At 61.8% G+C, this 13,513-nt stretch carries 16 protein-coding genes; all 16 read right to left on the bottom strand.

Features of this window, described 5'->3' with window-relative positions; genetic code table 11:
- Genes HB664_RS01820 through HB664_RS01745 form a run of 16 tightly spaced genes read right to left on the bottom strand, consistent with a single transcriptional unit; the run spans position 1 to position 13,496 of the window.
- Positions 1 to 1,230: a beta-ketoacyl-ACP synthase gene (locus tag HB664_RS01820; RefSeq protein ID WP_048981451.1), complete on the bottom strand. Its 1,230-nt coding sequence runs from the start codon at positions 1,228 to 1,230 to the stop codon at positions 1 to 3.
- Complete coding sequence (locus HB664_RS01815) at positions 1,227 to 1,958, bottom strand: 3-ketoacyl-ACP reductase FabG2 (protein WP_219940303.1); 732 nt, start codon at positions 1,956 to 1,958, stop codon at positions 1,227 to 1,229. Before HB664_RS01815 ends, HB664_RS01820 begins: the two co-directional genes overlap by 4 nt.
- Positions 1,955 to 2,428: a hypothetical protein gene (locus HB664_RS01810; protein ID WP_063441614.1), complete on the bottom strand. Its 474-nt coding sequence runs from the start codon at positions 2,426 to 2,428 to the stop codon at positions 1,955 to 1,957. Before HB664_RS01810 ends, HB664_RS01815 begins: the two co-directional genes overlap by 4 nt.
- Positions 2,425 to 3,594 carry a beta-ketoacyl-[acyl-carrier-protein] synthase family protein gene (locus tag HB664_RS01805; RefSeq protein ID WP_219940302.1) on the bottom strand — a complete coding sequence of 390 codons (1,170 nt, stop codon included), beginning with the start codon at positions 3,592 to 3,594 and terminating at the stop codon, positions 2,425 to 2,427. Before HB664_RS01805 ends, HB664_RS01810 begins: the two co-directional genes overlap by 4 nt.
- 1 nt (position 3,595) lies before the next feature.
- Entirely contained in the window at positions 3,596 to 4,174 is a 579-nt protein-coding gene (locus HB664_RS01800) for a DUF3261 domain-containing protein (protein WP_047059874.1), read from the bottom strand.
- Positions 4,171 to 6,495: an MMPL family transporter gene (locus HB664_RS01795; protein WP_167818758.1), complete on the bottom strand. Its 2,325-nt coding sequence runs from the start codon at positions 6,493 to 6,495 to the stop codon at positions 4,171 to 4,173. Before HB664_RS01795 ends, HB664_RS01800 begins: the two co-directional genes overlap by 4 nt.
- Positions 6,464 to 7,069: an outer membrane lipoprotein carrier protein LolA gene (locus tag HB664_RS01790; RefSeq protein WP_094934873.1), complete on the bottom strand. Its 606-nt coding sequence runs from the start codon at positions 7,067 to 7,069 to the stop codon at positions 6,464 to 6,466. The genes HB664_RS01795 and HB664_RS01790 overlap by 32 nt, the downstream gene beginning before the upstream one ends.
- Entirely contained in the window at positions 7,066 to 7,488 is a 423-nt protein-coding gene (locus HB664_RS01785) for a thioesterase family protein (RefSeq protein ID WP_023309526.1), read from the bottom strand. The genes HB664_RS01790 and HB664_RS01785 overlap by 4 nt, the downstream gene beginning before the upstream one ends.
- 3 nt (positions 7,489 to 7,491) lie before the next feature.
- Complete coding sequence (locus tag HB664_RS01780) at positions 7,492 to 9,183, bottom strand: glycosyltransferase (RefSeq protein WP_219940301.1); 1,692 nt, start codon at positions 9,181 to 9,183, stop codon at positions 7,492 to 7,494.
- Positions 9,174 to 9,527 (bottom strand): hydroxymyristoyl-ACP dehydratase, encoded by a 354-nt coding sequence (locus tag HB664_RS01775; protein WP_069303391.1) that lies wholly within the window; start codon positions 9,525 to 9,527, stop codon positions 9,174 to 9,176. The genes HB664_RS01780 and HB664_RS01775 overlap by 10 nt, the downstream gene beginning before the upstream one ends.
- Positions 9,514 to 10,875 (bottom strand): AMP-binding protein, encoded by a 1,362-nt coding sequence (locus HB664_RS01770; protein WP_219940300.1) that lies wholly within the window; start codon positions 10,873 to 10,875, stop codon positions 9,514 to 9,516. Before HB664_RS01770 ends, HB664_RS01775 begins: the two co-directional genes overlap by 14 nt.
- On the bottom strand, positions 10,868 to 11,407 hold the full coding sequence (locus HB664_RS01765) for a hypothetical protein (protein WP_375156385.1): 540 nt from the start codon (positions 11,405 to 11,407) through the stop codon (positions 10,868 to 10,870). The genes HB664_RS01770 and HB664_RS01765 overlap by 8 nt, the downstream gene beginning before the upstream one ends.
- 54 nt (positions 11,408 to 11,461) lie before the next feature.
- Complete coding sequence (locus tag HB664_RS01760) at positions 11,462 to 11,713, bottom strand: acyl carrier protein (protein ID WP_024908875.1); 252 nt, start codon at positions 11,711 to 11,713, stop codon at positions 11,462 to 11,464.
- A 10-nt stretch (positions 11,714 to 11,723) separates the two neighbouring features.
- Positions 11,724 to 11,981 carry a phosphopantetheine-binding protein gene (locus tag HB664_RS01755; RefSeq protein ID WP_008503081.1) on the bottom strand — a complete coding sequence of 86 codons (258 nt, stop codon included), beginning with the start codon at positions 11,979 to 11,981 and terminating at the stop codon, positions 11,724 to 11,726.
- Positions 11,962 to 12,777, bottom strand: a complete 816-nt coding sequence (locus HB664_RS01750) for a 1-acyl-sn-glycerol-3-phosphate acyltransferase (protein WP_033146839.1) — start codon at positions 12,775 to 12,777, stop codon at positions 11,962 to 11,964. The genes HB664_RS01755 and HB664_RS01750 overlap by 20 nt, the downstream gene beginning before the upstream one ends.
- A complete protein-coding gene (locus HB664_RS01745; RefSeq protein ID WP_219940298.1) occupies positions 12,774 to 13,496 on the bottom strand; it encodes a beta-ketoacyl synthase chain length factor in 723 nt (240 codons plus the stop codon). The genes HB664_RS01750 and HB664_RS01745 overlap by 4 nt, the downstream gene beginning before the upstream one ends.
- Positions 13,497 to 13,513 lie beyond the last annotated feature (17 nt).

Here is a 13,513-nt window from a genome sequence, read left to right as displayed (position 1 = left end):
TTACGCCCAGCGTTTAATGATAATCGAGGTGTTGATGCCGCCAAACGCGAAGTTATTGCTCTGCAGATACTCGCAGTCAATCTGACGGGCTTCCCCCATAATATAATCTAAAGCACCGCATTGCTCATCCGGCTGCGTTAAATTGAGCGTCGGGGCAAACCAGCCTTCACGCATCATCTGCAGGCTCATCCACGCTTCCAGCGCGCCGCAGGCACCCAGCGTATGGCCAAAATAGCTCTTCAGCGAGGAAACCGGCACGCTGTCACCGTAGATGGCGGCAGTGGCCTGACTTTCGGCGATATCGCCGCGATCGGTGGCGGTACCGTGCGCGGAGATATACCCCATATCCCGGGCGCTTAATCCCGCCATGGCCAGCGACTGCTCCATGCAAATCTGCATGGTGTCACGCTGAGGCTGGGTGATATGGGCCGCGTCACAGTTGGTGGCAAAGCCCACGATCTCACCGTAGATTGTCGCCCCGCGCGCTCTGGCGTGCTCCAGCTCTTCCAGAATCAGGGTGCCTGCGCCTTCCCCAATGACCAGACCATCGCGCTGCGTATCGAACGGAGAAGGGGTGGTTTTGGGTTCGTCGTTACGCTGACTGGTGGCAAACAGCGTGTCAAACACCGCCGCTTCAGACGGACACAATTCTTCCGCGCCCCCCGCGACCATCACGGTCTGATACCCGTGGCGAATCGCCTCCCAGGCGTAGCCAATCGCCTGGCTGCCGGAGGTACAGGCGCTCGACGTCGGGATCACGCGGCCGCGTAACCCAAAGAACAGGCCGGTATTCACCGCCGTAGTGTGCGGCATCATCTGGACGTAGGTTGTCCCGGTGATGTTATTGGTGTGCTTTTCGGTGAGCATGGTCGCGAATTCGCTGACCGGACCGGTGCTGCCAGTCGAAGAACCGTAGGCGATACCGGTTTGACCGTTGGTGAGCACCGCTTCGCCAATCAGCCCCGCCTGCTCCAGCGCCAGCTCGGTGGCGCGGGTCGACATCAACGACACGCGGCCCATGGCGCGAATACGCTTGCGGGTATAGTGTTCCGGCAGCGTGAAATCGTCGATCGGCGCGCCCAGCAGGGTATGCAGGCCATCGTACACCTGCCATTCCGGCATTTTACGCACCGCGTTTTCATACGCCAGCAGCCTGCTGGAAACGGATTGCCAGGTTTCGCCAAAGGCGGTCACGCCGCCCATGCCCGTAATCACCACGCGACGCGTCATAGCATGCCTCCGTTAATGGAAATGACCTGGCGGGTAACGTAGCCCGCAATATCCGACATCAGATAGCTTGCCAGCCCGGCGACCTCTTCAGCCTGGCCCATCCGTTTCATTGGGATGATGGACATGGCTTCCTTCAGCGCGGCCTCTTCCATCTCAATCATGCCGGTATCAATCAGCCCCGGGGCAATGCAGTTGACGGTGATTTTGCGTTTTGCCAGCTCAATCGCCAGCGCTTTAGTGGCGCCGATAATGCCCGCTTTGGCCGCGCTGTAGTTCACCTGACCGCGGTTGCCCATCACGCCGGACACGGACGATAAGGTGATAATGCGCCCCCCTTTACGGGTGCCAATCATCGGCATAATGCAGGGGTGAATGACGTTATAAAAACTGTCGAGATTGGTGTGGATCACGCTGTCCCAGTCGTATTCGCTCAGCGCCGGAAAGGCGCCGTCGCGCGTAATTCCGGCGTTGCTGACCACGCCATACCATGCGCCATGGGCTTCAATCTCCTGCTCCAGCACCTCGCGGCACTGTTCGCGGTTGCCCACATCAAAGGCGAGTAAACGACCGTTGCCACCCGCCTGCGTGATGGCGTCCAGCGTCTCCTGCGCGCCTGCGGCATCACGATGGTAATGCACGCCTACGGTAAACCCGTCGGCGGCAAGCTGACGAGCGATGGCGCGCCCTATGCCTTTGCTGGCCCCGGTGACCAGTACGGAACGACTCATGCGTTAGATCCCTGATTAAAAAGCGATGTTAATTCTTCTGCGCTCGGCTGGAAGGTGTTGACCCGGCCCGTGGCCAGCGTCTCTTCATTAGCGGAAATCGCGCATTCAAAGCTGCCGAAGCGTTCGTCCTGCATCAGCAGCTTAACGGTGATGTCCAGCGTCAGGCCTGCGGCGAAATGCCCGCTGGCGCAGACCAGCTCGCGCGCGCCGAGCACCATGCCCAGCGCGATATGATCCTGCCCCTGCTGCTGGCGATGCCAGCCTGACCAGACGCCGACGGTCTGCGCCATCAGCTCGAGCGCGTACCAGCCCGGCAGGTCGCCATCGGCGTTGAGAAACGGCGCCAGCACGCTTTGCCCGTTGACCGCCACGCGGCAGACCGCCGTGTCGTCCGTAACGTTCTCAACGGACCCCAGCAGCATCATCGGCGCCTCGTGCGGCAGATAGGCTTCGGGTGATAAGTAGCTCATGAGGCTCTCCCCAGCAGGATGCTGGCGTTGTTACCGCCAAACGCGAACGAGTTAGACAAAATGACCGGCTTTTTCAGGGCGGTGCGCTGGTGCAGAAGGCCGCACGGCGCCAGCGTGTCGTCCGGCGCGTAGCGTGCGAAGTCCTGCGGCGGCAACGGCAGATCGCGCGTCAGAATCAGCCAGCTCAGGGCCGCTTCGGTAATGCCGGCGGCGCCCAGCGTATGGCCGGTAAGGTGTTTGGTTGAGCTGCACGGCACGCTTTCCCCGAAGAGATCGTGAATCACCTGCGATTCAATCTGATCGTTGAGCGGCGTGGCCGTGCCGTGCAGGTTGATGTAGCCGATATCCTGCGGCTGCATATCCGCTTCGTTAAGCGCCTGCGCGATAGCCCTTATCGCCCCTTCACCCTGCGGATGCGGAGCGGAAATATGGTACGCATCGCTGGATTCGCCCGTTCCGAGCAGCGCCACGTCGGCGGGCTCCCGGCTCAATACCATCAGCGCGGCGGCTTCACCAATGGTGATCCCCCGGCGGTCGCGACCAAACGGCTCGCAGAGCGTAGGGGAGAAAGATTCAAGGCTGTTAAAGCCGTTGACGGGCATCCGGCTCAGGGTATCGGCACCGCCGACAATGGCGATGTCCACCAGCCCGGCTTCAATCAGACGTTTGCCGCCGATCATCGCCCGTGCGCTGGAAGAGCAGGCCGTGGAGATCGTATAGGCCGGGCCTTCGAGCTGAAGCCAGTTGGCGAGGAAGCGGGACGGATCGCCAAGCTCCTGCTGCGGATACTGCCAGCGCGTGCTCGCTTCGCCATGGGCCATGTGGCGCACGTGCTCATCGCCTTCGTCCAGCCCGGAGGTGCTGGTCCCCAGCACCACGGCCACGCGGTCACGACCGACGCGGGCGATGGCCTCGTCAACGGCGGGCTGAATCTGCGCCAGCGCGGCCAGCAGCAGCTGGTTATTGCGGGTACGGTGTGCGGCGAAGGCGTCCGGGATGGGTGGAAGCTCGCCTTCCACGCCGCCCAGAACGGCTTCGGGTAAACCCTGCAACCAGCCGGTCCGGGCGTGCATCCCCGGCGCCACGCCTGCCGTCAGGTTCGCGGCAATCTCGTCAGGCGAGTTGCCCAGCGCGTTGACCATGCCAACAGCGGATATATAAATCATCTCAGTCACCCAGATATTGAATGGTGATGTGGTATTTAAAGACGTGTTGCTCGATGCTGATCGGCTCGCGCTTGCCTTTGCGCTGCAGGTAGACAATCTCCGTCACCAGCTTGCCGCTGGCGTTACGCAGCTCGCGCCGATCGCCATTGTCCGTTAACGTCCAGCCCTTCGGCAACTGCGGCTGCCAGACGCTAATCGGCCAGTGGCTGAGCATCACGTCGGCCAGCACCTGGCTGGCGGGCGGCAGCTGCGGCACGACGATCGACTGCTCGGTATGAATACCTGTCTCATCGTACGTTGCCAGGAACAGACGAATGCCCACGGAAGAGAGCCCGGCCAGTGTGACCTTATGCGCATCCGCGTTGAGCATCACCAGCAGGGACTGCGTTTGTCCGTTAAAGCTGCCGGTCAGCAGCTGCTGGGAGCTTACCGCCGGGCTGATGCCGGGCGGCGGCAGCGTCACTCTGGTGCCCGGCTGGAGCCAGGCCTGAGGCCGCGTCTCTTTGGTATCGGTCGAATGGCTGCAGCCTGCCAGCAGCAGCGCCGCGGCCAGCGCAACGGCGCGATAAAAAGCGTTCATTTACGTTTTCTCTCTTTCTTATCCGGCATCGCCAGCGGAGCCAGCAGGAAGGCGGTAAAAATACCGCTCACCAGCACGATACCAAAGCTGCTGATGGCCTGGGTGGCGCTGAAGACGAGCATGCCCAGCGTCAGCAGCGTGGTCATCATGGCCAGCGTAATCGCCAGCATTGAGGTCAGCGGCGTACCGCGCGGGTTGCTGAAAAACAGCGTGTAGTTAATGCCAATGCCGAGCACCAGTACCAGCGCCAGCAGTGAGAACAGATTCACCGGGTGGCCCGTTACGGCCAGCACCGCCAGGCCGCAGCTCAGCGACAGCACGGACGGCACCAGGCTTATCAGCCCTTTACGCAAGCCGAGGCGCAGCATCGCCCCGCAGGCAATCACTGCCAGCGCGGCAAACAGTAGCCCCGTCAGCAGCGTGCGGTAGAGGGCAAACAGGCTGTCAAAGCTGGCTTTGCGATCGACCCAGACGACGCCGTCATGGCGCGCGGCCAGTTCACCGAGGTAAGCGCTGTTTTTCGCGCCGTCCACCGGCACCAGCACGCCGCTTTCCCCGTTGGGCAGGGTCAGCCAGAGCAGACGCCAGCCTTCGCTGGCCGGGCTTTCAAGCCACGCGTCCACGCTGACCGGCATGGCGTCGAGATTCGGGGATACGGCGTTGAGCCCGGCGCTTTTCAGCACGTTCGTTACCGCAGGGGCAGCCTCGCGCAGCAGCTTCAGATCGCTTTTCTGGCGCGCCAGCGAGTTCAGCGGCAGCGTACGCCAGCGGGCGATCTCTCCGGCTTTTTGCGCCTGTGCCAGCGCCGGGGTAAAGGCTTCCAGCCGCTCCAGCGTTTGCTGAGGCGAGGCGCCATGAACCACAAACCATTTCTGATCGACGCTCTGTCCGGTCAGGGCGGTAATGGCCTTCTCCTGCGCCAGAATATCTTTCGGCAGGGCCTGCAGCTGGGCGATGTCGTCGTCCACCCTCAGGGTGCTCATCCCCACGGCGGAGAGCAGCGCCAGCGCGACGGGCAAACCCACGGACAGTTTTTTATTGCGTCGCCAGGCGGCCAGCCAGCGCAGCATGATAACCATCAGCGGAACCGGGCGCACCGGTAAACCCCGGCACAGCCACGGATGCCAGAAAATCACCGTCAGGCAGGAGGCGCTCAGCCCCACGGCGGCGAACACCGCCATCTGGCGGATCCCGGGGAAGGGGGCCAGCATCATAATCAGGTAGGCGGCGACGGTCGTCAGCAGCGCCAGCAGCAGCGCATTGCGTACCTTGGCCAGGCTTTGCCAGGGGGAATATTCCGCGCCGTGCACCATCCGTTCGGTCAGGTAGTAGAGCGTGTAGTCGGCTGAAATACCGATGATGCTCATGCTCATCACCAGCGTCATCAGGTGCAGTTCGCCAAAGAGCAGCAGCGTCACCACCGTACCCGCCAGCGCGCCGATGGCAATGGAGAGCACGCTCAGCAGCAGCGGGCGCAGAGAGCGGAACACCGCCACGATGAGCAGGAACACGCCAAGCAGGGTGGCGATGCCCAGCGTCGAGACGTCGCGTTTGGCCTGCTGGCTGGCGTAATCGCTGTAGAACACGGTCCCGCGCGAAAGCAGCTGCGCCTGCGGGAAACGGGCTTTTAGCGTCTCCTGCAGCGCGTTAAGCGTCGTCACCAGCCGGTGGGTCTGCTGCATATCAAATGACGAGCCCGCCAGCTCGCCGTGCAGCAGATACCAATAGTTTCCCGCCTCATCCTGTGTGACCAGCCAGCCGTCCATCAGCCGCAGCTTCTGGCCGTTTTGCGCCAGAGCGAGCTGCGAGCCGCGTATCAGCATCAGGGGATCGTTTTGCAGCTCTTTGCCGCTGACGCCGGAAAAGGCCGAATAGAGCTGAGATAAAATCCACTGCGCCTGCGCTTCTCCGCCGTTTTGCAGGCGGGCGCGGGTGGCGGGATCGATCAGGCCATTTCGGTGCTGCCAGAAGAACTCTCCCCAGGCTTTTTGCCCGGCGGCGTCCATCGGGCCTTTGACCTCGCTGAGCGAATCGCTGCTTTGCAGCAACGCCAGCCACTGCTGCGCCACGCGCGGATCGGGCTCTTTGCCGGGGCTGACCAGCCAGACCAGCTGGCGGTCGAGACGCTGCATAAACCCGTCGTTGAGCGCCGGCGGGATCGCCCCCAGCGTCTGCTTCGGCAGCATGGCCAGCACGCTGCTGTTCAGACGCGCGCCGGGCAGCAGCGACAGCAGCACGCCCAGCAGAATCAGGCATAGCGTGGCCCACAGCAGCGCCGGGCGCAGGGATTTACGGTGCGGCAAAGCGTTGGCGTTCGTCATCGGTCAGGCTGGCGGGCGTCAGTTGGTGGCGTGAAAGGGCGATATCGGTACGGTCGCCCTGTTTATCGTTGAGGCGAATCGTCTCCAGATAGGTCGCGCCGCCCAGATCGAGGGTGGCGAAAATCTTGTCCAGCGGCGTCGTTTTTGGCGTAAGCACCAGCGACCAGCGGCCCGCGCCCAGGTCTTTAAAATCGATGCGGAAGTTCTCTTCAAGCACCCTGCGGTCGGCCTGGAACAGGGCCCGCAGAAGATGGTTGAACTGGAACATCTGCGGATTATTGTCGGCGGTGACGGTCTGCGGCGGCTGGCCGTTAATGGCCTGAACCATCCGCTTGTCGTCCAGCAGGAGCGTCATCGGAAACGGCGCTTTTTGATCCCACAGCAGGCCGCTGTCGCGGGCGATCAGCATCTCGCCCTGCGAGCGCAGCGGCTGCGGCATATCTTTTATGGTGCGAACCTGCTCGAAGTGCGCGCGCACGACGGGCTGCCCGGTGAAGCGCTGCTGCAGTTCATCCAGCGTCACGGCGCTGACCAGCGGGCTGACGAGAAGCGCCAGCAAAGGCCACCATTTCATGGCGTCACTCCCATTCGTTCAAACAGTATTGCCGGGCTCACAAAGCACATTTCGCGGGTGGCTTCTTCCACCGCCACCTGGATGGTGTAACCGGTGGTGGTGCGTTTGCCGGTCTGCGCATCGAAAATTTGATAGGCAATGCGCAGGCGGTTTTCATACTCTTCAACGTGCGCGCGGACGCGAATACGCTGCTCAAAGGTCACCGCATCGCGGTATTTCACCCGGGTATCGACGACGGGCCAGACGTAGCCGGAGGCCTTCATCTGGCGATAGCCATAGTCAAACTGATTGAGCAGCGCCTCGCGGGCGATCTCAAAGTAGCGGAAATAATTACCGTGCCAGACCACGCCCATCATATCGACGTCGTGGAACGGAACGGTGATCTCAACTTCAGTCGTAAAGCGGGGATCGGTCAGCACCCTTTACTCCTTCTCTCTGGACTCTGGCAGATGCCAGAAATCGAAAAAATTAAACCAGTCGAGCGGCGACAGGAGGGCGTAATGCTCCAGCCGCTGCGCGTAGCGATCGACGGTCTCCTGCAGCGCCTGCTGGCGTTCGCCGCGCGGCAGGTGCAGCGGGTCGGCAAACGGTTCGCTGTGCAGGACGAGCTTACCCTGCTGGCGCAGGGCAAAAATCAGCACCACCGGGCAGCGCAGGATGGAGGCCAGGATAAACGGCCCCTGTGGGAACGGCGCTGGCTGGCCCATGAACGGACTCCAGATCACGCGCCACTCGCCGCCACGCTGCGGATTCACCGCGATGCGGTCGCCCACAATGGCGACCCATTCTCCCCGCTCAAGCTTCTCTTTGATGGCAATCGCGGTGTCCGGGCCGATGTCGGTGACCGACATCAAATTCACGCCCGCCTGGGGCGCCATTTCGCTCATGATTTGCTTAAAGCGCCGGGCGTTTTCGCTGAAGACCAGGGCGGTGATAGTTTTGCTGCCGTCCAGCTGGGCCAGCGCACGGCAGGCCTCTACGTCGCCAAGATGCGAGGCCAGCAGCAGCTTGCCCTGCGGGGCCGCGATATTAAGCGTTTCGCTCGCGCCGGGGGCAAAGACCACGTCGCGATCAAACTGCAGCTCACCGCGCCAGCTGGCGACTTTATCCAGCATCGCGTTGCCGAAGCGCATGAAATGGAAAAAGCTGTTGAGCCGCGGGGGAACGGGCATGTTCCGCTGACGCAGTTCTTGCTTCACTCTCCCAATCCACTGCCGCGAGGCCAGCCGCGCCGGACGTGCGATAAGCCAGTACACGCCTATCACCGGCCACAGCAGCACGGTAAAGGCCCGCCGCCCCATCAGCTTCCAGACGCGCAGCATCAGGCGCATGCCCCACAGGCCTTTGACCTCGTCCTGCTGCGCCCAGTGCTGGCGGCGTCGACGGAAAAGCAGGCCGGGCATGCGGGGCAGCATGCCGAAGAACAGCCGGGTATGCATCAGGGAGATCCGCACGTTATCTTTTAACGCGTCGAAGTGGGACAACCCGTCCTGCGGGTAGGTGACGCGGGTCGGCAGAAAGACGCTGGTGTTACCCTGCCAGTAAAGACGGACCATCACTTCGGTGTCAAAGTCCATCCGTTTGCCGAGCGTTTCACGCGCTGCCAGGCGCAGCGTGGGCGAGACCGGGTAGACCCGAAAGCCGCACATGCTGTCTTTAAGCTGCAGGGATAAGGTCTCAATCCACACCCAGACGTGGGTTACCCAGCGTCCGTAGAGTCGCGAGCGCGGAATGGAATCATCGTAAATGGGCTGGCCGGAAATCAGCGCGTCCGGGTGGCGCTCCGCCAGCGCCAGCAGTTTGGGGATATCTTCGATGGCGTGTTGACCGTCCGCGTCCACCTGCACGGCATGGGTATAGCCCGCGCGCGCGCACTCCTCCAGCCCCCTGATGACCGCGGCACCTTTTCCGGCGTTTTGCGCCAGGCGGACCAGCGTTACCTGCGGCTGCTCCGCCGCCAGGCGCTCGAGCTCCTGACGGGTGCTCGCTTCGCTGCCGTCATCCACCACCAGGCACGGCAGGCCGAACGGTGCGAGACGCGACAGCACGCGGGCGATCATGGCGCCGTGGTTGTAGCACGGGATCAGCACGCAGGGGCGGAAGGTTACTGACATAGCCGAATTTTCCCGCTGCTGGCGGTATGGCGCTCCGCCCCGGCGTGACGCTGGTAGCTGAAGGTCAGCATCTGACGTTCGGCATGCCACTCAAGCACCAGCGTCACCGTGGTTTCCGGCAGCAGAGGCGCCTGGAACTTCACGTTTTGAATGCTGTGAAAGCGGTAGCCCGGCGCCAGTAACGTCGTGGCGTAGTGCATCACCCAGTCAAGCTGCGCAACGCCGGGCAGCAGCGGCTGTACGGCAAAATGGCCCTGAAACCAGAACAGCGCCGCGTCGAGATGCAAAATGATTTCCAGCTTCTCCGGCTGTGTCTGGCGACGCTCAAGTTCATGAATTTTCATGAAATAACTCCTCTAGCTGCGCATAGACACGCTTGTTCATACTGTTTACCGGCATTTCATCGACAATGCGCCAGTAGCGCGGAACGGCGACCGGCTCAAGCCACGGCAGCAGGGCGCGACGCCAGGCGAACTCCTGCGCTTTTTTATCCTGCATATACCCGCGCTGGCGAACCGCTTCATCCAGCACCAGCAGTGCACCAATCCCCTGACGGCCTCCGCGCGTGACCGGCAGCGCAGCCGCTTCGCAAATGCCGTCGAGCTCCAGCAGGCGACGTTCGATCTCGTTAAGCGAGATGCGCTTTTCTTCAATTTTGACCACCCGCCCGCGACGACCGGCGATGCTGAATAGCCCCTCGCTGTCGAAGTGCAGGATATCGTCCAGCTGGAGTCCTTCAGCCTCGTGGATCAGTGGCGACGTGACGCGACAGGCGTCATCTTCCTGATGGAAGATAACGCCGGGGAAGGCCAGCCACGGGACGTTATCCTGCTGGCGATGGCGCCAGGCGAGGATGCCGGTTTCGGTGCTGCCATAAATTTCATCCGGGCAGATGTTAAGCCAGCCAGCGGTGGTGGCGACGTCACACCACGGCAGCATTCCGCCTGCTGAAATCAGCATTCTGACGGGCGGCGCGGGCAGTTCCGTATCCAGGCGCTTCAGGAACGCCGGGCTGCTGATGAACAGGTAATGCCGGTCATGAGGAAGGGCGGCCAGCTGCTCGGCGTAGTAGAGCATCGCGGCATGCAGCGGCAGGCCCAGCGCCATCGGCAAGACGATGCGGAAGGTCAGCCCGTACAGATGTTGCGGTACGACCGAGGCGACAACGCTACAGCCGGTCAGACGTTCGCCGAAGCGGTCAGCCAGCAGACGGGCTTCGCGATCCAGGCTGACGATGTGCTTAATCACCCGGCGCGGGGTACCCGTGGAGCCGGAGGTGAACAGTTCAACGAAGCGGCTTTCGTCAATGGCCGGCAGGGGCGCCCAGCGGCGAGCCGTCAGATGGCTGGAGGCCACCACTATCAGCTTGCCATGGAAATCGAGAGAGCGATCGCTCAGAACGCCGCTAAACAACGCCTGCTGTTCTTCAAGCTGCGAGACGCGGCTATGGCCGGGAATGACCGGCGTTTTACCGGCATGCAGCGAGGCCAGCAGCGCAACGATAAACAGGTAGCTGTTTTCAAAGCACAGCGCCCAGCGCTCGCCTTCCTGCTGACGCAGGGTGTCGACCAGCAGGGTCACGTCGTGGCGCAGCTGGCCCAGCGTCCAGGTACGATCGTCAAGCCAGGCAACGGGCATGTCGTCAGGGCGGGGCGCGTTTAACCACTGGCCCAGCGGAAGGGGACTAGTCATTGTGCATCTCTTTTTTTATCACCCGCTGGCGCACCAGCCACTCGGTTGCCATCAGCGTTCCCATCAGGATATAAGCCACCATACCGTTCCACAGCGTCCACAGATGCATGTCGCCGTAGAGCACGGTCAACAGCGCCATCGCGCCGTTTCCGATGAAAAAGCCGCACCAGACGAGGGTCACCTTGCGGGTATAGCGCACGCCCTCCGGGGGCAGATTTGGCTCGCGCAAGCGCGCCAGCCGTTCGACCAGCGGCATCGCGGTCCACAGCGAACCGCCGAACACGGCCAGCATCACAAGGTTGACGACCACCGGGTAGAACAGCAGCCACTGGTGGGTTTTCAGCAGGTAGCTTGCCGCGCAGAGCGCGATGCCCGCGAGCGCCACGCACTGCACCACATACCGCATCGGGCCAGCGTTCCGTCGCGCCTGGCGCAGCCGCAGCAGCAATACCAGCGCCATCACCGGCAACAGCCACTGCAGGCTGTTGTGCGTTAGCCCAAATCCAATCAGGAAGGGCCACGCCAGCAGCATCAGCCCCGTCAGCAGTGGGATGACCGGGAACGTCCGTCCACCACGCACGACGTCTTACTCTTCGCGCAGAAGCTGTTCGACGGCGTCTACCACATCCTGAACGGTACGAACCGACTTGAAGGTTTCCGGCTTGATTTTCTTGCCCGTTTTCTTCTGCAGATGAACAATCATGTCCACCGCATCAATGCTGTCCAGCTCCAGGTCTTCGTAAAGACGGGCTTCGGGCGTAATGTCCTGCGGGTCGATTTCAAAGAGCTTGGTCAGAAGGCCGCAGACTTCCTGATAAATGGTTTCTTGTTCAGTCATCGTTCACATCTCAGGCGCGTTGAGCGTTGATAAAGGACGCCAGCGTGGCGACGGAAAAGAAGTGCTGGCGCATCTCTTCGCTTTCGGCAGAAAGCACCACGCCATACTGGTTTTTTACCGCCAGACCCAGTTCCAGCGCGTCAATGGAGTCCAGACCCAGCCCATCGCCAAACAGCGCGGCATCGGTATCAATATCCTCTGCGGTAAGCTCGTCCAGATTCAGCGTGGTGATAATGAGATTCTTAATTTCAAGATAAAGCGCTTGCATCATTAATTCCTGACAAAGATTGAAGGCCTGATGTTAATCGATGCTGCAGATGCCGGTTTAACTGCCTTGCCGCCAGCGCCGGTTCTTGTTCATTTGCATCGTAAAATTCGTCGATGTTCACGCGGTCGCGGACATCCACGGTGAAAACAGGTTTTTCTGGCGGTACATCATACCAGTGGCTTTTTTTATCCAGCAGGTGTTCGCTACAGTGGATCAGCACCACCCGCAGATCGCTGTTACAGCGCACGGCGATATTTGCCGCGCCGCGCTGGAGGGAGATAGCCTCGCCAAACCGGGTACGCGTGCCTTCCGGGAAGATTAACAGCGTGTCGCCCTGAGCCAGACGCTGCTGGCTGGCCGCGAGCAGGGGCTCGGCTTCGCTGTTAATCAGGTAATCCGCCGCGCGGATGACGCCGCTGACAAAGGGATTGCGCAGCAGCGCGCTTTTCACCAGGCAGTCGGTTTCGGGCATCACCGACGCCAGAATCACGTAGTCTATTAACGTGGGGTGGTTAGCCACCACCAGACAACCCCGATCGCTGCGCAGCGCGTCAAGATTGTGAATGCGATAGTCCAGTACGCCGAGGCCGCGCGCCACGGTCAGGAAGAAGCGGAAGCTGGCCGCAATGCTGCGACGCGCCAGGCGGCGACGGCTGGCGCGGTCGCGCTGGACGATCAGCAGCAGGTTGAACCAGACCAGCGACAGCAGCAGCCCGCCCACGCCAAACAGCGCGAAGCAGAAGCCGGTCATCACCAGACGCCATAACCAGTTGATACGGGCAGCCAGGCGATTCATGCGCGCGTCCATTGCCACAGCAAACGTTCGCCGGGCACCGCAAACTGACGTTCCTCGCTGAGATAGCGCTGCAGGAACATCAGGCTTTGCGGCAGGGCGGGTTCTTCACCCGTGCTGCCGCTGCGGGTTTCACACTGCAATCCGTTGCCGGATTCAATCACCAGCGCCAGCGCGTAGGGCCAGGTGGGCATCTGCGGCGGTAGCGCCGGATGGTAAAATTCCGGCAGCGCGCCGTCAAAATCGACCAGCAGGACGCGGGAATAGCCCGCATGCAGCAGGCTCAGCACTTCGCATAAGGCCTGCTGGAAGGTGTCCAGTCCGGCAGAAATGGATGACGAGACGATGGCCTGGCGTGCGGTGATCGTGAGATTGCCGACCGCGGAATTGTGCACGGACATCGCGAAGTCGGTGGGTGAAACGGACTGCCCGGTCGCCAGAGCATGCAGAATACGGTCGTTGCGCTCCAGCTCGCCGTGGCGGCTGGAATAGACGACGGCATCAATGGCGTGGTTTTGCAGCATGGCCAGACCAATATCCACCGCCAGCTTACTGCCTGAATTGAGGCGGCGCGCGGTCATCATGGGTAAAGCGGTCAGGCGGGGAAGCGGGGCCGCTGGGTCAACGGCCAACTGCAGGCGCGACCATGCCTGCCAATCTGTGGCATCGCTGAGTCCTGGCGCTCTCGCCTGCCAGTCGATAATGTTCAGTGAAAATTTCATCTACGCGCGTCCGCGAA

The organism is Enterobacter sp. DNB-S2, assembly GCF_019443845.1.
Lineage (GTDB): Bacteria > Pseudomonadota > Gammaproteobacteria > Enterobacterales > Enterobacteriaceae > Enterobacter > Enterobacter asburiae_B.
Note: the sequence above shows the minus strand (reverse complement) of the source record. Positions and strands in the feature narration are given on the sequence as shown.

Coding starts and splice junctions, on each gene's coding strand:
- HB664_RS01820 (WP_048981451.1), bottom strand. CDS start 1,230: ATGACGCGTCGCGTGGTGATTACGGGCATGGGCGGCGTGACCGCCTTT.
- HB664_RS01815 (WP_219940303.1), bottom strand. CDS start 1,958: ATGAGTCGTTCCGTACTGGTCACCGGGGCCAGCAAAGGCATAGGGCGC.
- HB664_RS01810 (WP_063441614.1), bottom strand. CDS start 2,428: ATGAGCTACTTATCACCCGAAGCCTATCTGCCGCACGAGGCGCCGATG.
- HB664_RS01805 (WP_219940302.1), bottom strand. CDS start 3,594: ATGATTTATATATCCGCTGTTGGCATGGTCAACGCGCTGGGCAACTCG.
- HB664_RS01800 (WP_047059874.1), bottom strand. CDS start 4,174: ATGAACGCTTTTTATCGCGCCGTTGCGCTGGCCGCGGCGCTGCTGCTG.
- HB664_RS01795 (WP_167818758.1), bottom strand. CDS start 6,495: ATGACGAACGCCAACGCTTTGCCGCACCGTAAATCCCTGCGCCCGGCG.
- HB664_RS01790 (WP_094934873.1), bottom strand. CDS start 7,069: ATGAAATGGTGGCCTTTGCTGGCGCTTCTCGTCAGCCCGCTGGTCAGC.
- HB664_RS01780 (WP_219940301.1), bottom strand. CDS start 9,183: ATGTCAGTAACCTTCCGCCCCTGCGTGCTGATCCCGTGCTACAACCAC.
- HB664_RS01775 (WP_069303391.1), bottom strand. CDS start 9,527: ATGAAAATTCATGAACTTGAGCGTCGCCAGACACAGCCGGAGAAGCTG.
- HB664_RS01770 (WP_219940300.1), bottom strand. CDS start 10,875: ATGACTAGTCCCCTTCCGCTGGGCCAGTGGTTAAACGCGCCCCGCCCT.
- HB664_RS01765 (WP_375156385.1), bottom strand. CDS start 11,407: ATGCTGCTGGCGTGGCCCTTCCTGATTGGATTTGGGCTAACGCACAAC.
- HB664_RS01760 (WP_024908875.1), bottom strand. CDS start 11,713: ATGACTGAACAAGAAACCATTTATCAGGAAGTCTGCGGCCTTCTGACC.
- HB664_RS01755 (WP_008503081.1), bottom strand. CDS start 11,981: ATGCAAGCGCTTTATCTTGAAATTAAGAATCTCATTATCACCACGCTG.
- HB664_RS01750 (WP_033146839.1), bottom strand. CDS start 12,777: ATGAATCGCCTGGCTGCCCGTATCAACTGGTTATGGCGTCTGGTGATG.
- HB664_RS01745 (WP_219940298.1), bottom strand. CDS start 13,496: ATGAAATTTTCACTGAACATTATCGACTGGCAGGCGAGAGCGCCAGGA.